Origin of the sequence: Vulcanococcus sp. Clear-D1 (assembly GCF_014654725.1) — a bacterium.
Classification (GTDB): Bacteria; Cyanobacteriota; Cyanobacteriia; order PCC-6307; family Cyanobiaceae; genus Vulcanococcus.
On record NZ_JACVZV010000015.1, the window covers coordinates 362,125 to 386,278 of the forward strand.

Sequence of the window (24,154 nt, forward strand, 5' to 3'; positions counted from 1 at the left end):
GCGTTCACGTCATGGCCAAAACCGCCCAGGACGTCCTCCGTCAGATCAAGGACGAGGGCATCGAACTGATTGATCTCAAGTTCGTCGACCTTCATGGCAAGTGGCAGCACCTCACCGTGTGCCAGGACCTGATCGACGAAGCCGCGTTCACTGAGGGTGTGGCCTTCGACGGCTCCTCGATCCGCGGTTGGAAAGCGATCAACGAATCGGATATGGCGATGGTGCCGGATCCGAATACCGCTTGGATCGATCCCTTCTACAGCCACAAAACCCTCAGCCTGATCTGCTCGATCCAGGAGCCCCGCAGCGGCCAGCCCTACGCCCGTTGCCCCCGCGCCCTGGCCCAGAAGGCCCTCGATTACCTCGGCTCGACCGGTCTGGCTGACACCGCCTACTTCGGTCCGGAACCGGAATTCTTCATCTTCGACGACGTTCGCTACAAGAGCTCCAACGGCTCCAGCTTCTACAGCGTTGATTCGATTGAAGCCCCCTGGAACACCGATCGGGTGGAAGAAGGTGGCAACCTCGCCAACAAGATCCAACTGAAGGAGGGCTACTTCCCCGTCGCCCCCAACGACACCCTGCAGGACATGCGCAGCGAAATGCTGCTCACGATGGGTGCCCTGGGCGTGCCGATTGAGAAGCAACACCACGAGGTGGCGACAGCCCAGCACGAACTCGGTATCAAGTTCGCTGAACTGATCAGCGCCGCCGACAACGTGATGATCTACAAATACGTGGTGCGCAACATTGCCAAGAAATATGGCAAGACCGCCACGTTCATGCCCAAGCCGATCTTTGCCGATAACGGCAGCGGCATGCACGTGCACCAGAGCCTGTGGAAGGGCGGCCAGCCCCTGTTCTGGGGTGAAGGCACCTACGCCAACCTGTCACAAACCGCCCGCTGGTACATCGGTGGTCTGCTGAAGCATGCCCCCAGCTTCCTGGCCTTCACCAACCCCACCACCAACAGCTACAAGCGCCTGGTGCCGGGCTTCGAGGCTCCGGTGAACCTGGTGTATTCCCAGGGCAACCGCTCCGCTGCTGTGCGCATCCCGCTCACCGGCATGAACCCCAAGGCCAAGCGCCTCGAGTTCCGCTCCGGCGATGCCCTCTCCAACCCCTATCTGGGCTTCGCCGCGATGCTGATGGCCGGCATCGACGGCATCAAGAACCAGATCGATCCGGGCGACGGCACCGACGTTGACCTGTTCGAACTCTCGGCTGAAGAGCTGGCCAAGATTTCCACGGTCCCCGCTTCTCTGAACGGTTCTCTGGAAGCCCTCAAGGCCGACCACGAATACCTGCTTGCCGGCGGTGTCTTCAGCGAAGACTTCATCGACAACTGGATCGCCCTGAAGTACGAGGAGGTGCAGCAGCTGCGTCAGCGGCCTCACCCCCACGAATTCACCATGTACTACGACGCCTGATCCACGGATCGCGCTGTCGACGTTGATGAGCACCCCCCGTGGTCTGGGCCTCAGCCGGCCCGGGGACCGCGGGGGGTTCCTTCTTGAACAGTGCGGGGTCGGCCTGTGGTGGAATCAGGAGTCCGCCGTGAGGCCGGCCGTGCCCTCGTCGCCGAGGTTCTGGTCGTGAGCCACGTGTCCAACCATCGTTTGAAGCGTTTCACCATCTGGGTCGCGGCGCCGCTGACCGGTCTGCTGCTCGGCGCAGCCTCCCTTCAAGCCGTGCCGATGGCACCCAACGTCCTGCGGGTTGGTGTTGTGGATGGCAGTCAGCCCTGCAGCTATCGCGAGGGGGGAGCCTGGCAGGGGCTTGCGGTGCGGCTGTGGAGTCAGATCGCACAACGGGAGCGGATTCCCTACGTGCTGCAGCCGATGCCCTCGATCCGGGCCATGCTCGAAGCCACGCGCAAGGGGGGGCTTGATGTCGCGGTGGAGTGCATCAATCTTTCGCCCGATCGTCTGCGCCGCTACCGCTTCAGCCTTCCCTTCCAGGAGGATGGCCAGGCGCTGATGGTGATCAGCAACCCCTTCAGCCTGGGGCAGGCCTTTCTGAGTGCCCTGTTCAGCGGCACCTTGCTCCGCCTGCTGCTGGTGACGCTGGTGCTCACGCTGGCCCTGACAGGGTCCGTCTGGTGGGTGGAAGAACAACCTGAGCGGCGCGCCATGGGCTGGCGACAACAGCTGCGGGGCTTCTCCAGAGTGTTTGCGGTGATGGTCACAGGCAGCGGCGACGACGCTGTGGTGACCACCAGCCGAGGGCGTGCCCTGGTGCTGCTGGCCTATCTCGTGCGGCTGATCGTCAGCGCCGTGCTGGTTGGTTTTCTCACCGTTGAGCTGGTGCAGGAAGCCCAGGGCCGAGCCGGCAGGCGGGTGCAGAGGCTCAGCGACCTCGCCGGTCTGCGGGTTGGGCTCAAACCTGGCACCGTGAGCGAAACACTGGTGCATGAGATCAACCGCAGCAGCGGAACCGATCAGGCCGTGATCGTGCCGATCGCTCGCATCGACCAGGCCCTGAATGCACTGGGCCGGGAGCAGATCGACGTGATGCTGGCCGATGAGCTGCAACTCAGATACCTGATCGCCAGCAATCAATCACCCAACATCATTCCCGTGCTCGCCATTCAGGGAATCCGGCCGGAACTCCAGGGCTTCGCCCTCTCTCCCAGCCTGCCTGCCGATCTGGTGCGACGCATTGATCTGGCCATCAGCGAGCTGAAACGCAGTGGCGTGGTTCAGGATTTGCACCGCCAAGCCCTGGCGGGTTCGGAGGAGCTCAACCAGGACTCCAGGAACGGAGATTGAACTGCACCACGAGCTGCCGGGTGACAAACACAAAGATCCAACTCAGGATCATCACAACCAGGACAGGCCACTGCAGGGTTTCGAACTGGTCGGCGACCAGGAGACCCACGATCAGCAGCAAAGCACCCGCAACCGCGATCTCCTCATAGGGTTCGCCCTGGAAGGTCCGGGGTTCACGCCCGGTCACCACGTCGAGCAGCATGCCTCCGCCGGCACAGGTGAGCGCCGCGCAGATCGGCATCCACCACCAGCTCAGATCACCCTCAAGGGCAACCTGTGCGCCGATGATCGTGAAGGTGGCCAGACCGACACTGTCGCAGACGCCCAGAACGCGATTGAAGCGTTGACCATCTGCAGCCCCACTGGACAGCAGGCCCGCCAGCACAGACCCTGCCGCCACCACCAGTGCAACCACCAGCAGATAGGTGCTGTCCTTGAAGATGAACGGAGGTGATCGCATGCCGCCGATCAACAGATCGCGCAGCGTTCCTCCGCCGACGGCTGGCAACAGGGTGAGGATGAAGCATCCCCAGAGGTCATAGCGGCGCTGCAGGGCATGCAGGAAGCCTGACAAGGCAAAGGCAGCCGTGCCCACCAGGTCCAGCCCGTAAAACCATGGAGATTGAACCAAGGCGGAAAACACCTGTCGCCCCGCCGGGCCAAGGGGCCCGCGCTGCGGCCCATCGATCCGGGCTGCCCTCCAGATCTTCAGGCTCCAGGCACCTTCGGCCGCATTCCGGATGGCCGCTTCGTGACCACTCCCCTGCCCCACAATCGCCGCACTGCGGGCAAAGCTGACCGGATCCAGCAGAGCAAAGCCTCGGCTGAGGTCCATCAGCTTCAGAATCTCCTGAAGCATGTCGGCTTGATGCTGGCTGTCACTGTGGGTCATATAACGTTCCGTGATCGCAACAGCTTCCTGAGGATGCCGGGAGGCGTAGCGCCAACCGCGCGCGAGGCCACGCAGCAGGCGAATCAATCGTGCTCGCTTCGTGGGGTCCTGCAGATCAGAACCACGCACATACAGACCATCCTCGAGAAAGCCGCTGTTCTCCAGAGCAAAACGCACAGTGAACAGCCTTGATTGGAAGGCTCCTGCTCTGAGAACGGTCTGAAATTCGTTGTAGCTCATGGCCGTGGCGCAATCCACGCGGCCATCGAGCAGATCCTGGGCAGCGGGACGCTGCCGGACCAGACGAACATCCTTCAGATCCAGCCCATGGGACCTGAGCCAGTGGCCCACATCAAACTGATCACCCAGGAACCAGGTGCCAATCCGCTTCCCCTTGAGGTCAAGCGGTTGTTTCACACCGGATTCAGCGCTGCAGATCAGCATCGTGCCCGAACGCTGCAGCAACTGAGCCACATTGACCAGATCAGCGCCCTGACGGCGAAGATCCAGAGCATCGGATGACCAGCCGATCGCCACATCGGCCTCACCATCGATCAGCCGCTGCAGACCGTTGATGGATGGTCCACCCGGTTGAAGGGAAACGGCCAGGCCTTCGTTCTCAAAGAACTTGAGATCCTTGGCGACATAAAAACCGGCAAACTGGGCCTGGGGAAGCCAGCGCAGCTGAACGCGCAGGGGCTGCTGCATGCCTCTGGCTTCACCTGGGGGCAGAGCCGTGAGGCCCAGGGCGAGCAGCATCAGGAGCAGAACTGCCCGAATCCGCCGAAGCCATCGAGGGCCGCGCATGACCACACGATTCAGTGGGCCGAGCGTAGATCGCTAGAACGTGCCAGAGCCTGTTCGCCATGAACAGGCCCGAGGCCCGGTGGTTCAGTCGTGGCGGATCTGAGCGATGGCGCTGTCGTGCAGCCGGCGCTCATGGGCATGGCGCTCCGCCCAGGCCACTTCCTGGGAATGCACGCCGGACGCTTCGCTCTGATCGGCGGTGGCGTGGCGTTGAGCGACGACGGGCTGGTGACGACGCTGCTCAATCTGACGGTGCCGCATGTACTCCACAAACAGTGGCTCGCCTTGAGAGGCTTTCATCTCACCCTCCGGGGTGATCGCATGGATTCATTCTGTAGCGGTTGCTACGGAAATCCGATCTGCTCCACGAAACGTGATCTGCGTTCGTTAGGGCACAGAAGAGCGCGTGGACCTGGCCGATCGCGATCCAGGCCGTGATCCGTTGGAATGGGGCATCGCTGCGACGTTGCCTCGCTCCATGGCCGACACCCTCACCAAGCTCGCCTATCAGGCCCTGCAGCAGGGCAAGAGCCTGGTGGGTGTCGCCCATAAGGAGGTGAGCACCAAGTTGATGGAGCTGGTGGCCCCCCAGGGAGCACCGAAAACACGGCCAATCCCTCCGCAGATGCTGATGGATCTGCAAGCCGCCAATTCGGCATTGATGGAGATCGATTGGGAAGAAGCCGAGCAGGGGCTCTACCCCACCAGCCTTCTCTTCGATGCTCCCTGGCTGGATTGGGCCGCCCGCTATCCGATGGTGTGGCTCGACATGCCCAGCACCTGGAATCGGCGCAGTGAACGCAACGTGAGCGACCTGCCGCCGGATGTGGAGAGCGACAACTATCCCGACTACTACCTCCAGAACTTCCATCACCAAACTGATGGCTACCTGAGCGATCACTCCGCCTCGCTCTACGACCTGCAGGTGGAGATCCTGTTCAACGGCACCGCTGATCCAATGCGGCGCCGTGTGATCAAACCGCTGGTGCAGGGCCTGAGAGCGTTTGCAGAGCGGCCGGCTTCCCAGCTGCGGGTGCTGGATGTGGCCACCGGCACCGGCCGCACCCTGCGGCAGGTGCGTGCAGCCCTGCCGCAGGTGCAGCTGGTGGGCCTCGATCTCTCGTCCGCCTATCTGCGTCAGGCCAACCGCTGGCTCAGCCAGCTGCCGGATGAACTCCCGCAACTGGTGCAGGGCAATGGCGAGAGCATGCCTTTCGCCAGCGGCAGCATGCAGGGCGTGACCTGCGTGTTCCTGCTGCACGAGCTGCCCGGCGATGCTCGCCAGAACGTGATCGATGAGTGCTTCCGTGTTCTGGAGCCCGGCGGTGTTCTGGTGCTTGCTGATTCCGTGCAGCTGGCGGATTCTCCCCAGTTCGAAACAGCCATGGATAACTTCCGCCGCGTATTCCACGAGCCGTACTACCGCGATTACATCGGCGATGACATTGAGGCGCGCCTCACTGCCACTGGCTTCAGCGGCATCCGCGCCACCTCGCATCTGATGACGCGGGTGTGGAGTGCCACCAAGCCCTGACAAAGGGCCGTGACCGCTGCCCAAACGCCATAGGGTCCGCCTAAAGCGATGAGGGCATGAGCAATCCGTTCAGCGTGCGCTGGTTGGCAGGCTGGACCTTCCAGACCGTCTTCATGGAAGGGTGTGTGCAGGTGGAAGCCCATGGCTTCGGAATCTGCCTGCGCACACCGTTGCTACCTGGCGAAAGCCCTGTTGTTGCTGCCGACCGCTTGGTGCTGGCTGAGGATCAGCGGCGCCGCGCCCTGCACAACGCCTGGTTGCGTGGCAATCGGCTTCCGGCGGCTGAGCCTGCACCTCCCCTCAATGGAGCCAGCGCTGATGTGGAGCCCACCCCGCTTGAGCAGCCCGAACTCGAGCCACTGATCCGCCTAGTGGCTTGAGCCGTACCGGGATTAGCGCTTCAGCCACAAAGCCAGAACCAGCCCGAGCCCACCCCAGCGCAACGCGGTCCAGAGCGTGGTTTCCTGCCAGGTGGTTGGGCGGAGCGGAGCTGGAAGGGGATCAAGCAGGCGCTGAGCTAGGGCCATGCGCTGGCGCAGCCGCCGGGCTTGCAGGCTTTCGTCGCCACTGCTGATGCGCTCAGCCCTCGACACCTGCGCCATCAGGTTCGCCAGCTGATGCAGCCAGCGAATAGGGGTGTGGGGGGAGCGCGGACGCTGCTGCATGGCGCCAGGATGGCCTTCCAGCCGAGGTTGTGTCCAGTGGCAGCGAGTCAACAGTGGCCCGAAGGCAGCCGCGAGGCGGCGGAAGCCCTGCATCGGCTGCTCACGATCGACAACCGCCAGTGGCACGCGCTCAAGAGCCAGCCGCAGCGGCGTGCCGCCGAACAGGTGGCTGCCGCTCTGGTGCAATTGCTGGATCCGGCTAATCCCGCCAACGCCCCAGTGGCCACCGAACAACGCCAGCACGCCATCGAGCTGCTGGAGCATGGGCTGGGCTGGCTGCGCGGAGAGCTGAAGGACCCCGGCTGCCCCAGCCACGGTCACTGACGCCGCAGGGCCACCTGAACCCGGTTGCCGCGGGCGCTCCAGCGCACGTCGTCGAAGCAGGAGTGGATCAGAAACAACCCGCGGCCACACAAGGCATCCGGCTCCTGCGGCAGCGCTCCGCAGCGGGCATCCGCAGGAACACCGCAACCCTCATCCTGCACCTGAAACACCCACCAGCGGGGCGTCACGATGCGGCGCACCCGCAGGCACTTGCCCGGGTCGTTGCCATTGCCATGGCGCACGGCATTCACCAGCACCTCCTGCAAGCCCAGCTGCAGCGAGGCCATCTGTTGGGCACAGCTGATCGGCTCGAGCAACACCTCCAACAGCGGCGAGAGCTGCAGGGTGGAGGGGGTGATGAAATCGGCCCAGCGATGTGGCATCGAACCCAAGCCGGCGGAGCAGCCGTGCAGTGGTTTGAAGCTACCGCTGCTGCGAACCCGCCGATCTAGGCCGACACGCGCTGTTGCAGCCCGGGATGGGAGAGCAGCGCATCCATCAGGCGCACGCCGCGCAGCTGATTCACCAGGGGCAGATGGCCCTCCGGTGCCTCCAGCGACCAAGTGAAAGCATTGGGGTAGCGGGTCCACACGCCGCCCTGCTTCCAGCCCAAACGTGGCCACAGCTGATCCCAGCGGCCGTTGAGCGAACGCAGCAGACGGATCTGCACCGAAAAGCCAAACCGGCCCTGCGAATACACCACCCAGAGGCGATCCAGGCTCTCGAGGTCCACCGAAGCGATGGGAGGAACCTCGGAGTAATAGACGTATCCCCGCTTCACCGCCGCCTCACCGGCCAGTTGGCGCAGGTGTTCGCTGGTGAGGCGATCCGCCTCCTCAAAGGCCTGATCGATCAGCGCCCGTTGCAGCGGGGCGTAATCCAAACCAGCCGCACTGGTCACCGCCAACCAACCGTCGCGGTAGCGCTCGCGGAAAGCCTGGGCCAGACCATCATCGACCGACACCAGCAGCTGAATCAGCAGGCCAGCTGCCCAGTCATCGCCGGTGGCATCGAGGCGATCGATCTGCTCTGGAAGGAGCGGACGCAGTTCAGCCGCGCGCTGTTGCACCTGGCTGAGCAAGCTGCGGCGCTGGCGGGCATTGGCCGCCAGAAAACGCTCCAGAAGTTGTTCGGCGCTAACCGTTGTGGTGACGGGGGGTCCGGAAAGCATGAAGAGAGATCAGACCTGCCATGGGGCCAGCGTTGGCCCACTATGTCAGGCATGGCCAGGCCAAGGCGGGTTCCCGAATGGTTGGGATGCAACTGAATCGCCAACCGGTGGAACGGTTTCTCCAGGGAACGGCTCCGGTGGTGGATGTGAGGGCACCGGCGGAGTTTGCCCAGGGCCACATCCCCGGTGCCCGCAACCTGCCGCTGTTCAGTAATGAGCAACGGGCCGCCGTCGGCACCACCTACAAGCAACAGGGCAGGCAAGCCGCCGTGCAGCTGGGGCTCGAGCTGGTGGGTCCGCGGCTGGGCGAGGTCGGCAGCCAGCTCAGAGCCTGGGCAATGGAGGCCGGCGGTGCACCCCTGCGCCTGCACTGCTGGCGCGGTGGCATGCGCTCCGAAAGCGTGGCCTGGCTGGCCACGCAGCTGGACCTACCGGTGGTGCTGCTCGAGGGCGGCTACAAGAGCTTTCGCCGCTGGGCGCTGGCGCTGTTTGACACCCCTTGGCCCATCCATTTGATGGGTGGACGCACCGGCAGCGGCAAAACGGACCTGCTGATCGCCCTGGCCGAACGCCAGGTGGCGGTGGTTGATCTGGAGGGCCTGGCCCATCACCGCGGCAGCAGCTTTGGCAGCCTCGGGATGCCGCCGCAGCCCAGCAACGAGCACTACGAAAACCGCATTGCTCTGGCGCTGCATGGGCTCCGAGAAGCCGAGCAGATCTGGGTGGAAGCCGAGAGCGTGCAGGTGGGCCGCTGCCGCATTCCGGGCGGAATCTGGCGGCAGATGCAGGCAGCACCGCTGCTGGAGATCCGCAGACCTCTCGAGGAGCGACTGGAGCAACTGGTGGCGGTCTATGGCTCCCAGGACCCAGCGGCGCTGAAAGAGGCGACCGAGCGCATTGGCCGCCGCCTCGGACCGCAGCGCACCGCTGCCGCCCTCACGGCGATCGACCAGCAGCAGTGGGGTGAAGCGGCAAAGCAAATGCTCGATTACTACGACCGCTGCTACGACCACGAACTGGAGCGCCATGGCGCCGCCGATCAGCACCGGCTGCTCGGTCATGAGGATCTGGCCGGATTGAGCGCGGAGACCGCCGCCGACCAGCTGATCAGCCGTGGTGTCATCAGGGCCCAGGGCCGGAACGCTGCCTAGGATCGAGCTTTGCTGGGTTCGATCGATGGCCGCCATTCAGTTCTTCCGCGGTGTCGACGAGCCTGTGGTTCCTGATATCCGCATGACCCGCTCGCGCGATGGACGCACCGGTCAGGCGATTTTTGTGTTCGATCAGCCCGAAGCCCTCTCGCCCGAAAGCATGGGCGACATCGGCGGGATGTACATGGTGGATGAGGAAGGGCAACTCGTCACCCGCGAAGTGAATGCCAAGTTTGTGAACGGCAAGCCCGCCGCCCTGGAAGCCACCTACACCTGGAAGACTCCGGACGATTTCGAGCGCTTCATGCGCTTTGCCCAGCGCTACGCCGATAGCCACGACCTTGGCTTCTCCCAGAAGGAGAACAACGCTGGCGATTCGGCCGACGACGCCGAGTGAGTTCGGCCCGATGAAGTTCGGCCAGGGGCTGGGTTTGCTGGCCACAGCAGCCGCAGCGCTGCTGCTGTGGTCGCTGCGGCACGTGGTGATTCAGCTGTTCGCCGCGGTCGTTCTGGCCATGGCGCTCTGCACCATCGTGGGCGTGGTGCGGGAGCGGTTGCGCTGCAGCCGCCCGCTCGCCCTGCTGCTCAGCCTGTTCGGCTTGCTTGTGCTTGTGGCCGTTGCCCTGGCCGCCGTGGTGCCGCCGTTCCTGGAGCAGTTCCAACAATTGCTGCTGCAACTGCCGCTGGCGGCCAACCGCGCCGCAGCACTGCTCCAGGAGTTGATGGATGTCAGCAGCCGCATGCTCTACGGCCAGCAGGCGCTCGATTGGATCAAGCAGAGCTGGGGCAGCGGCGGCTCCAGCAATGAGGCCTTGGGGCAGGGTCTTCAGAACCTGCTGGATCTGGCCGGCAACCTGGGCGGTGGCCTGCTTCAGCTGCTGTTCGTGCTCGCGGTGGCACTGATGATCGCGGTGCATCCAACCGCCTACCGGGAGGTGGCGGTGCTGCTGGCTCCGTCCTTCTACCGGCGACGCCTGCGCGAGGTGCTGCTGCAATGCGGCGATGCCCTCAGCAGCTGGATGGGCGGTGTGCTGATCAGCTCCCTGTGTGTGGCCCTGCTGGCGGGCATCGGTCTGTCGCTGTTGGGGGTGAAGCTCGTGGTAGCCAATGCCCTGCTGGCCGGTCTGCTCAATGTGATCCCCAACGTGGGGCCCACTTTGAGCACGATCTTCCCGATGTCGGTGGCGCTGCTGGTGTCGCCGTGGAAGGCACTGGCCGTGCTGGGGCTCTACGTGCTGGTGCAAAACCTGGAGAGCTATGTCATCACCCCCTCGGTGATGCAGCACCAGGTGAATCTGTTGCCAGGCCTCACCCTGGCGGCTCAGTTCCTGTTCACCGTGCTGTTTGGGCCACTGGGCCTGCTGTTGGCCCTGCCCCTGGCGGTGTGCCTGCAGGTGGTGATTCGTGAGGTGTTGATCCACGATGTGCTTGATCCCTGGCAGCAGCAGCGCATCCCATGACCCTGCGCGGCCTGATCGGTTTGCTGGCCTTGGTGGTGCTGGGCCTGCTGGCCTGGGAGCTTCGCTGGGTGCTGCTGGTGCTGTTTGGTGCCGTGGTGCTCGCGGTGGCCCTGGATGTGCCTGTGAGTTGGCTGCGGCGCTTCACACCGATGAACCGCCCCCAGGCTCTGGCTGGGGTGGTGGTGCTGCTGCTCCTGGGGGGCTGGCAGCTAGGGGAACTGCTGCTGCCCGAGTTGATCGAGCAGGTGCAGCAGTTCACCCAATTGGTTCCGGCCCTGCTCAACCGCGTTGGGGAGCTGCTGGGTGGTGTGGCGATGCTGGAAAGCCTGGAAGGCCGCGTCGCCGACCTGGCCACCTTCGACAAACTGCAGCCACTCGGTGGGCAGTTGCTCGGTTTCGCCGGAGGAGCCGCCAACAGCACGATTCAGCTGCTGCTGATGGGACTGCTAGCCCTGCTGCTGGTGCTCGATCCCCGTAGCCACCAGCGCCTGGTGCTGGCGGCAACCCCCGCCCATTACCGGCCACTGGTGGGGGAGCTGCTGAGCGCCTGCCGGGAAGCCCTGGGTGGCTGGCTGGCCGGGATGACGATCTCTGCCAGCGCCGTGTTCCTGCTCACCTGGGCCGGCCTGGCAGCCCTGAAGGTGCCGCTGGCCCTGCTGAGCGGCCTGGTGTGCGGCCTGCTCACGTTTGTGCCCACGATCGGCCCCACCGTGGCCACGCTGCTGCCACTCGCGGTGGCACTGCTGGTGTCTCCCGCCCTGGCACTGCAGGTGCTGATCCTCCGGCTGGTGTTGCAGAACGCGGAGGCATTTCTGCTCACCCCACTCCTGTTAAGCCGAACCGTGAATCTGCTGCCCACCGTGGCACTGATGGCACAGCTCAGCTTGGGGGCTCTGCTGGGGCTGCCCGGGGTGCTGCTGGCGCTGCCGTTGGTGGTGGTGCTTCAGGTGTTGTCCCAGCGGGTGCTGGTGGAGCAAATCATGGATCGCTGGCTCTAACGAGAACACAGCAACTGGCTCGCTAGCGCGATCGGTTCCAGAGCCAGGGTGTGCAGAGCAGCACGGCCATCGCCAAAGGGTGATGGCGCGGGATCTCCACCAAGCTGGTGATGGTGAAGTGGTCAAGCAGGAGCTGCAGCTCCGTGCGCAGATCCATGAGGGCAAGCAACGCCAGCAGCAGCGGAATCAGCGGCAGCTGCAGGCGAGCTGGGCGCCCTGCACCCCTCATCGCCGCGCCAGCAGGGGCAGCAAGGTGGGAGCGATGCCGATGCTCGACCAGCTGCCTACACCAATCCCCACGGTGAGCGCCACGGCAAACCAGAACAGGCTTCCGCCACCGAAGAGCAGCAGGGCAATCAGCGGCAGCAAGGTGGTCAGCGAGGTGTAGAGCGATCGAGTGAGGGTGGCATCCACGGCCAGATCCACTTGATCGTTCAAAGCCACGTCCTTCAATTCACGCCGTTGCTCACGAATGCGGTCAAACACCACCACGGTGTCGTTGACCGAATACCCAGCCACCGTGATCAACGCCACAGCAAACAGCGAATCCACTTCCACCCCCTGCAACAACCCCAACCAGGCGAACACTCCGCAGGTGATCAGCACATCGTGGGCCAGACAGAGCAGGGCAAGGCCCGCATAGATGCCGTCGTAGCGGAAGCTGATGTAAGCCGCGATCAAGGCAAAGCTCAACAGCAGCGACACCGCGCTGCTGCGCAACAGCTGGCTGCCCAGCGACGGCCCGATCGTGTTCACCGAAAGCTGCTCGGGATTCACCACGCCGATCAAAGGGGTGAGCTGGTTGAGCAGTGCCTGGGTTTGCTCAGGCTCCAGATCAGGCAGGCGCAGCTCCAGAGAGCGCCCACCATCGAGCACCTGCACCCCGGCGCTGCTCAGCCGCGGCGCTTCCGCTCCAGCCACACCAGGAAGGGTGATCGCTGCGAGGCGTTGCTGCACAAGGCCGGCCGTGAGGCTGGCGCAGGCGGAGCCGCTGCAGCTGCGCTCGATCTGCACCTGGGTACCACCCGTGAAATCAAGGCCAGGCCGTAGCGGAGCTCCGATGCGGGGATTGCTCCAGCACAGGGCCATGCCCACCAGACTGAGCAGCACGGCCAAGCCCGACACCAACCAACCCTGCCGGCGAATGCGGGTAATGCGAAAACGGGGCTCTGCCATGGCGGTTGCGCCGATCTGAGGAGAGGGAGAACTGGCAGTCATCAGGAAGCGCTCCCGGGCAGCTGGGCGGCGGGGAGAAAGAACGTGGGGCGGCGCAAGCCGGAATAGCCCATCAGCAGGCGCAGCAAGGTGCGGGTGCAGCTAAGGGCGGTGAACAGGCTCAGCAGCAGACCGATGGCCAGGGTGAGTGCAAAACCCTTCACCAGGCCGGTGCCCAGGGCAAACAGCGCGGCGCAGCTGATCAACCCGGTGACATGGCCATCAAGGATTGACGAGAACGCCAGGGAGAAGCCGGTATCAATCGAGCGGATCAACGTATTGCCGCGGCGCAGCTCCTCCTTTACCCGCTCGAAGATCAGCACGTTGGCATCCACGGCGATGCCGATCGAAAGGATGAAGCCGGCGATGCCGGGCAGGGTGAGGGTGACTGGAATCAGCGCATACAGCGCCAGGTTGAACAGGGCATAGAGCGCCAAGGCCACCACGGCCACAAAGCCCGGCAAGCGATACATCACCACCATGAACACCGCCACAAGAGCGAGGCCAAAGAGGCCGGCGGCGAGGCTGCGCTGCACGTTTTCGGCACCCAGAGTGGCGCCAATGGTGCGCTGCTCGATCACCTTCACCGGTAGGGGCAGAGAACCACCACGGAGTTGCACCTCCAGATCACGAGCCTCTTCAGCAGTGAAGTTGCCGGTAATGCTGGCGGCACCGCCCGTGATCCCAGCAGGCTTGAACTCGGGCCCAACGCTCGCCTCACTGATGGAGCGGCCATCGAGCACGATGCCAAGCAGGCGCCCGCTGCCGGCGATGCCCTGGGTGAGCTCAGCGAACTGACGGCCGCCTTCGGCATTGAAGGCGAGTGTCACATCCCAGCCGCTGCCTGTTTGCTGCTGCTGGCGGCCGGCACTGGTGAGATCTTTACCGGTGAGTTGGGCCGGTTCGTAGAGGGCCACGATGCGTTGATTCACCTCAGCCAGGAGCAACTCCAGCTGGTCGGTTTCGCTGCTGCCGGGCGGCACCTTCACCCCCAGCTGATCGAGGGCCTTGGCCAGTTCTTCGGTTTGGATCGCGGCTGGCTGATCACCAGCAGCCTGCTGCGCGCGGCTCTGGTTGAGCACCGCCACTGCCTGCCGTTTGAGCTTGAGCAGACCGCTCATCTCCTGCTCGGTGCCGGTCTTCTGAGCCCGGAACTCCAGCAGCGCCGTGGTGCCGAGCACCTTGGCCGCCCGGCTTGGATCCTGCTCACCGGGGAGCTGCAACACCAGCTGGTCATCACCCACGCTCTGCAGGGTGGATTCGGCCACACCCAAACCGTTGATGCGGCGATCGAGCACGTCCTTCACCGCCTCAAGCTGCTCGCTCTTCACCTGCTTGATGGCACCGGCCGGCAGCACCTGCAGCGTGAGCTGGCTGCCACCCCTGAGGTCAAGGCCGAGCTGGAGGGGGAAGCTGGCCAACACGGCCCCAGCCGCAATTGCCAGAGCCAGGATCAGGGCAAACCACCCCTGTTGACGCGCCATCAGTGTTGCAAGGGTGACAGGGTTGCCAGGCTGACTGGTGTGGAGAGCGGCTGAGCGGCATCACGCCGATCTCAGCTCTGATTTCAGACCTGGCCGTTCTTGAGGGCCTTGGCCGCCTCCACGATCTGGTGAGGCTGAATGATCGTGAGGTTCTCGAGGGTGCCGTTGTAGGGCGTCGGGATGTCCTGGGAGGACAGACGCACCGGCCGGCAATCGAGATCGTCGAAGCACTGCTCGGTGATCAGAGCCATCAGCTCAGCGCCGATGCCGCCGGTCTTCATGCACTCCTCCACGATCAACACTTTGTGGGTTTTGCGGATCGAGCGGGAGATGGTCTCCATGTCGAAGGGCTTGAGGCTGATCAGGTCGATCAGCTCCACACTCACGCCGTCTTTCTCCAGTTGCTCCACCGCCTTGAGGCAGTGGTGGCGCATGCGCGAATAGGTGAGGATCGTCACGTCGGAGCCTTCCTTCACCAGATCCGCCTGATCCAGGGCACAGGTGTAGTCGCCGGAGGGGATCTCCTCGGAGAGGTTGTAGAGGAGAACGTGCTCGAAGAAGAGCACGGGGTTGTTGTCGCGGATGGCGGCCTTCATCAGGCCCTTCGCGTTGGTGGGGGTGCTCACCGCCACGATCTTGATGCCGGGCACCGCGTGGAAGTAGGCCTCGAGGCGCTGGCTGTGCTCAGCACCCAGCTGACGGCCCACACCGCCTGGACCCCGCACCACGGCGGGGATCGTGAAATTGCCGCCGCTCGTGTAGCGGAGCATCCCCATGTTGTTGGAGATCTGGTTGAACGCGAGCAGCAGGAAGCCCATGTTCATGCCCTCCACGATCGGGCGCAGGCCCGTCATCGCAGCGCCCACGGCCATGCCGGTGAAGGCGTTTTCGGCGATCGGGGTGTCCAACACCCGCAGTTCGCCGTATTTGTCGTAGAGGTCTTTGGTGACCTTGTAGGAGCCGCCGTACTGGCCCACGTCTTCCCCCATCACGCACACGTGGGGATCGCGAGCCATCTCTTCGTCGATGGCTTCGCGCAGGGCGTTGAACAGCAGGGTCTCAGCCACAGCGGAGCACTCAGTCCGGCTCAGGCCGGTCGCTGCGCCAACTTATCTCAGCCGCCCGCAGCAAAGGTGAGCAGCAGCAGCACCGAGAGCAGCATGCCGGGGGAGAGCAGCAGCACCAGCAGCTGCAGGTCGTGGGCAGTCATCGAGCAGCAGGTTCCGCCCGCCCAGGCTAGGGAGTTTGCTCCGCTTCGCTCCAACCCGGCATCAAGCTGCGCAGGAACGTGAAAAACAGCCCCAAGCCCACGAAAGCAAAGGTGAAGGTGGCCAGGAAGCTCATCCCCACGATCAGCGTCTTCATGAACACCGCGATGCTCTGGGCAAAGCGCACGTCGTAGTGGGGCGGATGCTCGGCGTAATAGCCCACGATCCGCTGGGCCAGCTGCAGCGCCAGCCAGCCAAAACCAAAGCTGGTGAGCGATCCGCTCAGAAAGCTGATCGGCCCCTTGCGCTGCCGTTTCGGGCTGCTGGCCTCGCTGGTGCTGTCAGGAGTGGCTTTGGCGACAGGCTTCTCGCTCACGGGGTGGCGGGGTGTGGCGTCAGACCAGCGTGGCACCGGAGCCGGTGCAGCGGCAGACCCACGCTTCGAAACCAGCCGCCGTGAGCGCCGGCTGCAGCTGCCGGCGCGCAGCCTCGGCGCCGGTGGCCTCGGCAAACAGCGCAAACAAGCTCGGCCCCGAGCCGCTCATCGCCACCACCAGAGCATCGCTGGCCTGGCGCAGTAGCGCCAAGCCTTCGCGCACGCTGGCCACCTCCGGCTCCACCACCCCCTGTAGATCGTTACGCAACGGCGCAAGCGGCCTCTCGCCAGCCAACGCCCCCAGCAGTGGACCCTCTCGCAGGGCCTGGCGGCGCTGCTCGAAATCAGCTTCACAGCTCAGATAGAAATCGCCGCGCTGCTCACGGCAGCGGCCATAGGCCCAGGGGGTTGAGACGCTCGCCTCGGGGTGTTTGATCAGCAGCACGCCCAGGGCTGGCGGCGCCGCCAGCCCCGCCGGCTCCAGCACCTCGCCGCGCCCGAAGCAAAGCTGCGTGCCGCCATCGATGCAGAACGGCATATCAGAGCCCAGCTGAGCCGCCATCTCCAGCAGTGGCTCACGGCTGAAGCCGCAACCCCACAGGGCATTGAGCCCCACCAGGGCAGCGGCGCCATCGCTTGAGCCGCCCGCCAGACCCGCGCCGATGGGAATGCGTTTCTCCAGCTCGATCGAAGCCCCCAGCTCCGGCAAACCCACCCGGGCTTTGAGCAGCTCGGCGGCCTTCACGATCAGGTTGCTGCCATCGGTGGGCAGATCGCTGCGTTGGCAGCTGAGGCTGATGCGGCCATCGGCCGTGGGCCGCAGGCGCAGCTGATCGGCCAGATCGAGCGTCTGCATGACCATCGCCAGCTCATGGAAGCCATCGGGCCGCAGCCCGAGCACTTCCAGGTGCAGATTGATTTTGGCGGGGGCGCTGACCAGCAGCTCAGCCATGCGAGGGGTTCAGGCGGTGAGCCGATTCAAGCCCGCCGCCAGTGCCACCCAAGCCGCCGGCGCCACCTCCTGCGGGCGCTGCTCGAGAGCAATCCCTGCTTCAGCGGTGAGGGCCGCCAGCTGGTCGGGCGGTTGCAACCCGGCCAGAGTGTTGCGCAGCATTTTGCGGCGCGCTGCAAAACAGCGGCGCAGCAGGCTCTCCACGGTTCGGGCCAGGGCGGGATCCAGTTGCTGATCCACCGGCAACGGATCGATCGCCACCACCTCGCTCATCACCTTCGGCGGCGGCTGAAAACAACGGGGCGGCACCAGACACACTGTGCTGCAATGGGCCAACAGCTGCATCCGCACGCTCAGGGCTGAGTAGGCACTGCTGCCAGGCCGGGCGCGGATGCGCTCGCCAACCTCCTGCTGCATCAACAACACCAGGCGCCGGTAGGGCTGCGCCACCGGGCGATCGAGCCGCCCCACCAGCCGCTCCAGCAATGGCCCTGTGATGTTGTACGGGATGTTGGCCACCACAATCCCGGCCGCCGGCAGCGGCACCGCGAGCACGTCGCCCTGGGTGAGCTCGAAGCGCGGATCACCGCCAAAACGCTCCTGCAGCCCCTCCACCAGATCACGGTCGAGTTCCACCGCCCGCACCGCCGCTGCCGGGGAAGCGAGCAGCTGCTCGGTGAGTGCTCCGCGACCTGGCCCCACCTCCAGCACCGTGTCCTCTGCGCTGAGCTCTGCCGCCAGGAGGATCTGCTGCAACACCCGCTCATCCTTGAGCCAGTGCTGACCAAAGCGCTTCCGGGTGCGGTGGGCCGCGAAGGTCATCAATCCGTGCGCCACAGGGCCTGCTTCCAGATTGCCCCCTGGCCGTCCGGCGCCAACGTGATTAAACACAGGAGGATCCAGCTCTCACCCATGCGTCATCCCACTGCTGCTGCCTGGCTCGCCGCGATCCCCTGCGCCAGCGCCCTTCTCCTCGGCTTCAGCCCTCGGGTGCAGGCCGGATCGATCACCGCCGAATCGATCTGGGACAAAAAGAACGCGATTGAACGGGCCCAGCAACAACTGCCCGCGAATGCCACCGTCACCAACACCCACTGCACCGTGGTGAACGTGCGCATCGGCAACTACCGCTACATCTGCACGCTCGACTACACCACCACTCCGGCTGCCCCTGCTGCCAGCGGCGCTAGCCCCAGCAGCGGATCCAGCGCACCGGCTCCGTAGCCGGCGGTTGCGGCACCAGGGCCAGCACCAGCTCCAAGCTGCAGTGCTGATACCGCGGATGGGCGGCGAGCCAGCAATCGAAAGCGCGGCCCAGGCGCACGCGTTTGAGCGCCGTGAAGCTGGCCAGGCCCCAGCCATCCACGCCGCACCGGCCACGGCTCTTCACCTCCACCAGCAGCAGGCGCTGCGGCTTGTGCAGCAGTAGATCCAGCTCACCCCAACGGCAGCGCCACTGCCGCGCCAGCAGCTGCCAGCCGGTGCCCCGCAGGAGGCGCAGGGCGCGTTGTTCGGCCCAATTGCCGCGCCGCTGGCTCGTGCTGATGGCCATCGCTGCTGAGGTGCACTTCAGCTCTGAGCATTCCCCTGGGGGAGTCACTCACCGGGCCACTGGCCGCGCAAGGCCCGCAGGCAGTACTTGCAACCACCTGTGGTGACCAGGTGGCGCTCAGGAGTAATCGAAATCCAGCGCACCGGATGCTCACGGCAGCGGATTTTGATCGGGGTCTTGAAGCTCTTGTAAACGATGGCGCTGTAGTCGTAGCGATCCCCGAAACGGGAGCGGGCCCGAGCCAGAAAGGTGTCTTGATCGATCGGATTGCCCATCGCGAACGCTCGCTGTCCGATTCGGCAACAAGGGGCTGCATCGATCGATGCATTGAGCCGGAGATTAAGGGAAGCCTCTCGAGGCATTGGTGGTGATCGCGACAGGCTGCCTAGGGTTGGCCGACCCGATCCCGATCCGATGGGCCGCCTGCTGCGACCGCTGTTTTCGCTCCTGCTGCTGCCTCTGGCACTGCTGCTGGCGGCCCCAACCGCCCAGGCGGCCATGGATGTGGCCAAGCAGGTGCTGATCGGCCACGACTTCGCCGGCATGGATCTGCGCGGCGCCACCTTCAACCTCACCAACCTGCGGGAAGCGGATTTCCATGGCTCCGACCTGCGCGGCGCCAGCCTGTTTGGGGCCAAGCTCCAGGACGCCAACCTCTCCGGCACCGACCTCACCGACGCCACCCTCGACTCGGCCGTGCTCGACGGCACCGATCTGCGCAACGCGGTGCTCGAGAACGCCTTCGCCTTCAACACGCGCTTCAACAATGTGTTGATCGAAGGCGCCGATTTCACCAACGTTCCCTTCCGCGGTGACGTGCTCAAAACCCTGTGCGCCAGCGCCAGCGGCACCAACCCCGTCACGGGCCGCAACACCCGCGACACCCTCGAGTGCAGCTGAGGAGAGCCACGCCATGAGCTTCGACGCCCGCAGCCTTGAGCGCCTGCAGCAGCTGGGCCGCAGCCTGCCCAAGCCCCTACCCAAGCCGGAAGCGGAGCCAGCACCTGCCCCCGCTAGCCAACAACGCCATCGGGTGGAAACGGAAACCGACCCCCAGGCCCTGTTCCGCGAGCTGATGCAGGTGAGCCCCGATGGCAGCGTTCCGCCCCACCTGATGGACCGGCTGCGCCAGGCGGAAGCCGATCAGCAGCGCCAGCGCCAGGCCGAGCAACGACAGGCCATCCAACGGCAGAGCTCGCCGGGGCCCACCACTGCATCAGGCCTGCAGCCGCGGGGCGCCAGCAACGAACTGCGCCCCAATCGCCAGCGCCGCTCTCCCGCCAACAGCGAGGAACTGGAGCTCTACACCGCCTTCCAGCAACTGCTGCTGGAAGGCGACGAGGAGGACTGAACGACAACACCAGATCAGTACAGATGAACTAGCCTGCGCGGGAGCGTGCCCGGGCGGTCTGTGTCACTCCTGCTGATCGGCGGCCTGCGCGGCCAGCGGCCCAGCCTGCGGCTGCCCCTGGCCGCCAGCACCGTGGCGGCGGGCTTTCCCAGCCCCGCCGACGACTACATCGATGTGGGCATCGACCTCAACGAGGCCCTGATCCGCCACCCGAGCAGCACCTTTTTCCTGCGGGTGAGCGGCGATTCGATGATCGACGCCGGCATCCAGCACGGTGATCTGCTGGTGGTGGACCGCAGCCTGGAGCCCCGGCCCGGCCTGATCGTGGTGGCGGTGCTCGATGGCGCCTTCACCCTCAAACGCCTGGTGCGCTGCCACGGCCGGCTGCGGCTGGAGGCGGCCAACAGCGCCTATCCGCCCCTGGAGCTCCATCAATGCGGTGACGTGCAGATCTGGGGCGTGGCGATCCACGTGATCCATGCCCTCACGCGCCATGGCTGATGTGCTGGCGCTGATCGACGCCAACAACTTCTACGCCGCCTGCGAGCAGGCCTTCGATCCGGCCCTGATCGGCCGGCCGGTGGTAGTGCTCTCCAACAACGACGGCTGCGTGGTGTCACGCAGCAGCGAAGCGCGGCAGCTGGGCATCGGCATGGGCAAGCCCTATTTCCAGATTGCGGCGCAACTGGCCCAACACGGCGTGGTGGTGCGCAGCTCCAACTACGCCCTCTACGGCGACATGAGCCAACGGCTGATGAGCAGCCTCGAGCCGTTTGTGGCGGAGCTGGAGGTGTATTCCATCGATGAAGCCTTCGCGCGGCTGCCGCGCCCGCGCCACGGCGACCTCAGCGCCTGGGCAGGGGAGCTGCGCAGCCGCATCCGTCACAACCTGGGCCTGCCGATCGCCATCGGCCTGGCCTCCAGCAAGGTGCTGGCCAAACTCGCCAACCGCATCGCCAAGGGGGATCGCCGCCATGCGGGCGTGTTCGATCTAGGCCGCGAAGCCAACCCCGATCCCTGGCTGGAGCTCACCCCCGTGGAGGAGATCTGGGGTGTGGGCCGCCAGCTGGGCCGCTGGTGCCGGCTGCGGGGCATCGCCAATGCCCGGCAGCTGCGCGACATGGCCAGTGGCGAGCTGCGGGCCAAGGCGGGGGTGGTGGGGCTCAGGCTGCAGCTGGAGCTGCAGGGGGTGAGCTGCCTGCCCCTGGAGCACGGCCCCTCAGCCAAGCGGGAAACCTGCGTGAGCCGCAGCTTCAGCCGCCCGATCACCGATGCCGGCGAGCTGCGCCAAGCCATGGCCACCTACGTGGTGCGAGCCGCCGAGAAACTGCGCCGCCAGCAGCAGTGCAGCGGCCGGCTCACCGTGTTCGCCCGCACCAGCCCCTTCAGCCCCGGCTTCTACAGCCAGGCCGCCGGCACCACCCTGCCCGTGGCCAGCAACGACACGGCCGTGCTGCTGCAGGCAGCCCTGCCCCTGGTGACGCGGATCTACCGGCCCCACAAGCGCTTTGCCAAAGCCGGGGTGCTGCTGCAAGACCTGCAGAGCCAGGAGCAGCTGCAACACCATCTGCTGGCACCGCTGCCGGAGGCGGAACAACAGCGGCGCGCGGCCCTGATGCAGCGCATCGATGGCCTCAACCGCCGTTACGGGCAAGGCACGGTGCAGTGGGCCGCCTGCGGGCTGACGCCCGGTTGGATGATGCGGCGCGAGCAGCTGTCGCGCGCGTCCACCACCCGACTGGCCGATCTGCCCACGGCCTGGGCCCGCTGAGCCTCAGGGCTGGCCGTACTTCTCGAGGCTCTGCTTGGTGCAGAAGGTTTTGGCCTGGTCGATGGTCTGGCGGTTCTTCACCTGCTCCACCACGCAGTTGCAGGTGTCGGCCACCATGCCCTCAGGCGGGGTTTTGCCAGCCTTCTGGAAGTCCTCACGCATGGCAGCGGAGCACTTATTCAGGATGATCTGGTCGATCATGCTGGCCTGCGCAGGAGCGGCGAGGCCAGCCACAACAGCAGCAGCCAGCAGGGCCGTGGTGGTGCGAGGGGTGGAGTGCAGGGACATGCATGTGTCTTACCAGACCTGATGGCGATCAGGCTCAGGCCGTGAGCGAATCCGCTTGCTCCTGCAGCACATCTTCAAAGCCGGCGCGGCGCTGCTGATCGAGGTGGGCGATGTGCTGGCGCTCGTTGTAGTACAGCTCCTGAAAGCGCAGAGCATCGCCGTTGAGATCGGCGAACATCGCTTCGATGCGCGCTTCCATGTCGAGGGCGGCGGGCTGCAGGGCGCCGCTGGGATCGCGGGCGCCAGGAGGATCAGCCGACGCCTCCCCCGTTCCATGACCGGCTTCCAGTAGGCGGGCAATACAGCGCTCAAGGGTTTCCAGCCGCTGGGCACTCCAGGCATTGAGCAGATGCCGGCAGCGCTTGAGGCTGCGCTGGCGCTCCAGAGAAGCCGTGGCCCCCCGCAACTGCAGCAGGGGATTGGCCAACGCGAGACGCTGCACATCGGTGGGCTCGAGCAGCGGGGTGAGCCGCGTGAGCAGATCCGAAGGAACCTCCGCATCGCTGAGCAACAGCTGATCGGAAAGCAGGCGCGGTAAATCCAGATCCGCCAGCTCCAGGCCTGGATCACTGCCGCGGTTGATCGTTTCAAGCCGGCCCACCCCCAGGTTGTCCTCCTCCAGAGCGCTGATCGCGGCCCAGAGCTGGCGGTGGTGGGCGATGGCGAAATCATCAAGCTCGCGGCGGCGCAGCTCAGCGCGGATGGCGCCGCGGTGGTTAGGGCAGTGCAGATAGAGGCGCAGCAGCTCGGCTTCTGCGCGTTCGCGTAGGCCGGCTTCACCGGGCTGCTCCCAGCGCTGGGAGCGGCCGTGCCAGCGCTGCCCCTTCACCTGCTGGCGCAGGTCGTCTTCCAGTTGCAAGGCAAGCCGCGCTTGGCCGCCGCTGAGGCGCTCGGCCACCTGCTGCAGGTAGCGGGAGCGCACGGCACTGGCGGGCAGCTTGCCCAGCAGCACCACCAGCTCACTCACGGCCTGCTGAAACTGATCGGAGCGGGCCAGATCGCGATCTTCAAGCACCTGATCGATCTGCCAATCGAGCCACAGGGGCGCCTGATCGAGCAGGGAGCGATACTCCCCAGCCCCGTGCTCCTTGAGGAACTCATCGGGGTCTTTGCCGGCGGGCAGATGCAACACCCGCAACTCCAGCTGCCCCTGCAGCGCGAGCTGCTCCACCTCACCGATAGCCCGTTGGGCGGCGCGAACGCCAGCGCGGTCGGTGTCGAAATTGAGAATCAGCCGCTTGCCATCGCAGCAGCGGCAGAGCTGGGTGATCTGCTGGCTGCTCAAGGCCGTGCCCAAAGCCGCCACCGCATTGGTGATGCCGGCGGCATGCAGAGCAATCACATCGAAATAGCCCTCCACCACCACGGCCCGATCGTCCTTGCGGATAGCGTTCACCGCCTTATCCAGGCCAAACAGATGCTTGCCCTTCTCAAACACCTCCGTTTCCGGTGAGTTCAGATATTTGGGTTCACCGCCATCAAGGCTGCGGCCGCCAAAGCCGATGATCCGGCCCTGCCGATCGCAGATCGGCACCATCACCCGGTGGCGGAAGCGGTCGTAAAAGCCATCGCCGCCCCGTCGCGGCACCACCAAGCCAGCTGCCTCCAGCAATTCCGGCGCAAAGCCTTCCACCTGCTGCAGGTGGGAGAGCAGGCCATCCCAGCGCTCGGGGGCATAGCCAAGCCCAAAGGTCTCGAGGGTGGTTTCGCTCAGGCCCCGCTGTTCACGCAGGTAGGCCAGAGCGCCAGCCCCCTCAGGGCTGCGCAGCTGGCTGCGGAACCAACCCGCCGCCAAGCCCAACACCTTGTGCAGCTGATCGCGGCGGGACAACTGCTGGCGCAGACGCTCCTGCTGGGGTCCCTCGAGGGTTTCCACCGGCAGCTGATATTTGCGCGCCAGCTCCAGCACCACATCGCTGAAGCTCTGGCGCTGAAGCTCCATCAGGAACTTGATCGCATTGCCCCCGGCTCCGCAGGAGAAGCAGTAGTAGAACTGCTTGGCCGGCGACACCGTCATCGACGGCGATTTGTCGTCGTGGAACGGACAAACCCCGACGAACTCGCGGCCCTTTTTCTTGAGCACCACGTGCTCACCCACCACATCAACGATGTCAGCGCGTTCCTTAACGGCCTCGATCGTGCGGGGGTGGAGGCGAGGAGCAGACACGCTGCGCACGCGGGTGC

The 24,154-nt window shown here is 65.2% G+C and carries 30 protein-coding genes; 14 read left to right on the forward strand and 16 right to left on the reverse strand.

All coding sequences use genetic code 11. From position 1 onward, the window contains the following. Window positions 1-11: 11 nt before the first annotated feature. Both glnA and H9532_RS06265 read left to right on the forward strand, forming a co-directional pair. Window positions 12-1,430 carry a type I glutamate--ammonia ligase gene (gene glnA, locus H9532_RS06260; RefSeq protein ID WP_296366546.1) on the forward strand — a complete coding sequence of 473 codons (1,419 nt, stop codon included), beginning with the start codon at window positions 12-14 and terminating at the stop codon, window positions 1,428-1,430. Window positions 1,431-1,604: 174 nt separating this feature from the next. Then, complete coding sequence (locus H9532_RS06265) at window positions 1,605-2,771, forward strand: transporter substrate-binding domain-containing protein (protein ID WP_296366548.1); 1,167 nt, start codon at window positions 1,605-1,607, stop codon at window positions 2,769-2,771. On the opposite strand, the gene H9532_RS06270 is transcribed toward H9532_RS06265, so the two are convergent. Together H9532_RS06270 and H9532_RS06275 are read right to left on the reverse strand one after the other, a co-directional pair. Next, entirely contained in the window at window positions 2,743-4,470 is a 1,728-nt protein-coding gene (locus H9532_RS06270) for an ABC transporter substrate-binding protein (protein WP_296366550.1), read from the reverse strand. The two genes, H9532_RS06265 and H9532_RS06270, sit on opposite strands and share 29 nt — an antisense overlap. A gap of 84 nt (window positions 4,471-4,554) precedes the next feature. Beyond that, window positions 4,555-4,770: a hypothetical protein gene (locus tag H9532_RS06275; protein ID WP_296366553.1), complete on the reverse strand. Its 216-nt coding sequence runs from the start codon at window positions 4,768-4,770 to the stop codon at window positions 4,555-4,557. A 178-nt stretch (window positions 4,771-4,948) separates the two neighbouring features. On the opposite strand from H9532_RS06275, the gene H9532_RS06280 reads away from it, so the two are divergent. Beyond that, complete coding sequence (locus H9532_RS06280) at window positions 4,949-6,004, forward strand: class I SAM-dependent methyltransferase (protein WP_296366675.1); 1,056 nt, start codon at window positions 4,949-4,951, stop codon at window positions 6,002-6,004. A 56-nt stretch (window positions 6,005-6,060) separates the two neighbouring features. Next, a complete protein-coding gene (locus H9532_RS06285) occupies window positions 6,061-6,384 on the forward strand; it encodes a copper-binding protein (protein WP_296366555.1) in 324 nt (107 codons plus the stop codon). A 12-nt stretch (window positions 6,385-6,396) separates the two neighbouring features. Here the strand turns inward: H9532_RS06285 and H9532_RS06290 are convergent, their stop codons facing one another. After that, window positions 6,397-6,669, reverse strand: a complete 273-nt coding sequence (locus H9532_RS06290) for a hypothetical protein (protein WP_296366557.1) — start codon at window positions 6,667-6,669, stop codon at window positions 6,397-6,399. Window positions 6,670-6,705: 36 nt separating this feature from the next. Here H9532_RS06290 and H9532_RS06295 point away from each other — a divergent pair, with 36 nt between their 5' ends. After that, window positions 6,706-6,993, forward strand: a complete 288-nt coding sequence (locus H9532_RS06295) for a DUF6439 family protein (protein ID WP_296366558.1) — start codon at window positions 6,706-6,708, stop codon at window positions 6,991-6,993. On the opposite strand, the gene H9532_RS06300 is transcribed toward H9532_RS06295, so the two are convergent. Both H9532_RS06300 and H9532_RS06305 read right to left on the reverse strand, forming a co-directional pair. After that, window positions 6,987-7,376, reverse strand: coding sequence for an ATP-binding protein (locus tag H9532_RS06300; protein ID WP_296366678.1), 390 nt, complete (start codon window positions 7,374-7,376; stop codon window positions 6,987-6,989). The genes H9532_RS06295 and H9532_RS06300 overlap by 7 nt on opposite strands. Window positions 7,377-7,441: 65 nt before the next feature. Then, complete coding sequence (locus tag H9532_RS06305; protein WP_296366560.1) at window positions 7,442-8,164, reverse strand: GUN4 domain-containing protein; 723 nt, start codon at window positions 8,162-8,164, stop codon at window positions 7,442-7,444. Window positions 8,165-8,250: 86 nt separating this feature from the next. On the opposite strand from H9532_RS06305, the gene mnmH reads away from it, so the two are divergent. From mnmH to H9532_RS06325, 4 genes are read left to right on the forward strand one after another with little or no spacing between them, the layout of a single operon-like run. After that, on the forward strand, window positions 8,251-9,315 hold the full coding sequence (gene mnmH / locus H9532_RS06310; protein WP_296366561.1) for a tRNA 2-selenouridine(34) synthase MnmH: 1,065 nt from the start codon (window positions 8,251-8,253) through the stop codon (window positions 9,313-9,315). Window positions 9,316-9,340: 25 nt separating this feature from the next. Continuing rightward, window positions 9,341-9,712, forward strand: coding sequence for a photosystem II reaction center protein Psb28 (gene psb28 / locus H9532_RS06315; RefSeq protein WP_296366563.1), 372 nt, complete (start codon window positions 9,341-9,343; stop codon window positions 9,710-9,712). Between the two features lie 10 nt (window positions 9,713-9,722). Further along, complete coding sequence (locus H9532_RS06320) at window positions 9,723-10,775, forward strand: AI-2E family transporter (protein WP_296366565.1); 1,053 nt, start codon at window positions 9,723-9,725, stop codon at window positions 10,773-10,775. Then, complete coding sequence (locus tag H9532_RS06325; protein WP_296366567.1) at window positions 10,772-11,773, forward strand: AI-2E family transporter; 1,002 nt, start codon at window positions 10,772-10,774, stop codon at window positions 11,771-11,773. Before H9532_RS06320 ends, H9532_RS06325 begins: the two co-directional genes overlap by 4 nt. Window positions 11,774-11,795: 22 nt before the next feature. Here the strand turns inward: H9532_RS06325 and H9532_RS06330 are convergent, their stop codons facing one another. From H9532_RS06330 to rsmA, 7 genes are all read right to left on the reverse strand, one after another. After that, window positions 11,796-12,002 carry a hypothetical protein gene (locus tag H9532_RS06330; RefSeq protein ID WP_296366569.1) on the reverse strand — a complete coding sequence of 69 codons (207 nt, stop codon included), beginning with the start codon at window positions 12,000-12,002 and terminating at the stop codon, window positions 11,796-11,798. Next, a complete protein-coding gene (secF, locus tag H9532_RS06335) occupies window positions 11,999-12,991 on the reverse strand; it encodes a protein translocase subunit SecF (protein WP_296366572.1) in 993 nt (330 codons plus the stop codon). The genes H9532_RS06330 and secF overlap by 4 nt, the downstream gene beginning before the upstream one ends. Continuing rightward, a complete protein-coding gene (gene secD / locus H9532_RS06340; RefSeq protein ID WP_296366574.1) occupies window positions 12,991-14,472 on the reverse strand; it encodes a protein translocase subunit SecD in 1,482 nt (493 codons plus the stop codon). Before secD ends, secF begins: the two co-directional genes overlap by 1 nt. 83 nt (window positions 14,473-14,555) lie before the next feature. Next, a complete protein-coding gene (locus H9532_RS06345; RefSeq protein WP_296366576.1) occupies window positions 14,556-15,539 on the reverse strand; it encodes a pyruvate dehydrogenase complex E1 component subunit beta in 984 nt (327 codons plus the stop codon). Window positions 15,540-15,708: 169 nt separating this feature from the next. Next, the gene (locus tag H9532_RS06350; protein ID WP_296366578.1) at window positions 15,709-16,092 is read right to left on the reverse strand and encodes a DUF3082 domain-containing protein; all 384 of its coding nucleotides are present in this window, start codon (window positions 16,090-16,092) and stop codon (window positions 15,709-15,711) included. Then, window positions 16,076-17,008, reverse strand: a complete 933-nt coding sequence (gene ispE / locus H9532_RS06355; protein WP_296366579.1) for a 4-(cytidine 5'-diphospho)-2-C-methyl-D-erythritol kinase — start codon at window positions 17,006-17,008, stop codon at window positions 16,076-16,078. Before ispE ends, H9532_RS06350 begins: the two co-directional genes overlap by 17 nt. 9 nt (window positions 17,009-17,017) lie before the next feature. Next, entirely contained in the window at window positions 17,018-17,830 is an 813-nt protein-coding gene (gene rsmA, locus H9532_RS06360) for a 16S rRNA (adenine(1518)-N(6)/adenine(1519)-N(6))-dimethyltransferase RsmA (RefSeq protein ID WP_296366582.1), read from the reverse strand. 90 nt (window positions 17,831-17,920) lie between these two features. Here rsmA and H9532_RS06365 point away from each other — a divergent pair, with 90 nt between their 5' ends. Further along, entirely contained in the window at window positions 17,921-18,232 is a 312-nt protein-coding gene (locus tag H9532_RS06365; protein WP_296366584.1) for a hypothetical protein, read from the forward strand. Here H9532_RS06365 and H9532_RS06370 read toward each other — a convergent pair. Beyond that, window positions 18,195-18,560, reverse strand: coding sequence for a YraN family protein (locus H9532_RS06370; protein WP_296366586.1), 366 nt, complete (start codon window positions 18,558-18,560; stop codon window positions 18,195-18,197). The two genes, H9532_RS06365 and H9532_RS06370, sit on opposite strands and share 38 nt — an antisense overlap. Before the next feature lie 44 nt (window positions 18,561-18,604). Beyond that, the gene (locus H9532_RS06375; protein WP_366664531.1) at window positions 18,605-18,835 is read right to left on the reverse strand and encodes a hypothetical protein; all 231 of its coding nucleotides are present in this window, start codon (window positions 18,833-18,835) and stop codon (window positions 18,605-18,607) included. A gap of 139 nt (window positions 18,836-18,974) precedes the next feature. Here H9532_RS06375 and H9532_RS06380 point away from each other — a divergent pair, with 139 nt between their 5' ends. From H9532_RS06380 to H9532_RS06395, 4 genes are read left to right on the forward strand one after another with little or no spacing between them, the layout of a single operon-like run. After that, on the forward strand, window positions 18,975-19,460 hold the full coding sequence (locus tag H9532_RS06380) for a pentapeptide repeat-containing protein (RefSeq protein WP_010307994.1): 486 nt from the start codon (window positions 18,975-18,977) through the stop codon (window positions 19,458-19,460). A 13-nt stretch (window positions 19,461-19,473) separates the two neighbouring features. After that, a complete protein-coding gene (locus H9532_RS06385; RefSeq protein ID WP_296366590.1) occupies window positions 19,474-19,911 on the forward strand; it encodes a hypothetical protein in 438 nt (145 codons plus the stop codon). A gap of 60 nt (window positions 19,912-19,971) precedes the next feature. Continuing rightward, a complete protein-coding gene (gene umuD / locus H9532_RS06390; RefSeq protein WP_296366592.1) occupies window positions 19,972-20,412 on the forward strand; it encodes a translesion error-prone DNA polymerase V autoproteolytic subunit in 441 nt (146 codons plus the stop codon). Further along, the gene (locus H9532_RS06395) at window positions 20,405-21,682 is read left to right on the forward strand and encodes a Y-family DNA polymerase (protein WP_296366680.1); all 1,278 of its coding nucleotides are present in this window, start codon (window positions 20,405-20,407) and stop codon (window positions 21,680-21,682) included. The genes umuD and H9532_RS06395 overlap by 8 nt, the downstream gene beginning before the upstream one ends. 3 nt (window positions 21,683-21,685) lie before the next feature. On the opposite strand, the gene H9532_RS06400 is transcribed toward H9532_RS06395, so the two are convergent. Beyond that, on the reverse strand, window positions 21,686-21,970 hold the full coding sequence (locus H9532_RS06400; RefSeq protein WP_296366594.1) for a hypothetical protein: 285 nt from the start codon (window positions 21,968-21,970) through the stop codon (window positions 21,686-21,688). Between the two features lie 34 nt (window positions 21,971-22,004). After that, entirely contained in the window at window positions 22,005-24,137 is a 2,133-nt protein-coding gene (gene dnaG, locus H9532_RS06405; RefSeq protein WP_296366596.1) for a DNA primase, read from the reverse strand. Window positions 24,138-24,154: the final 17 nt, after the last annotated feature.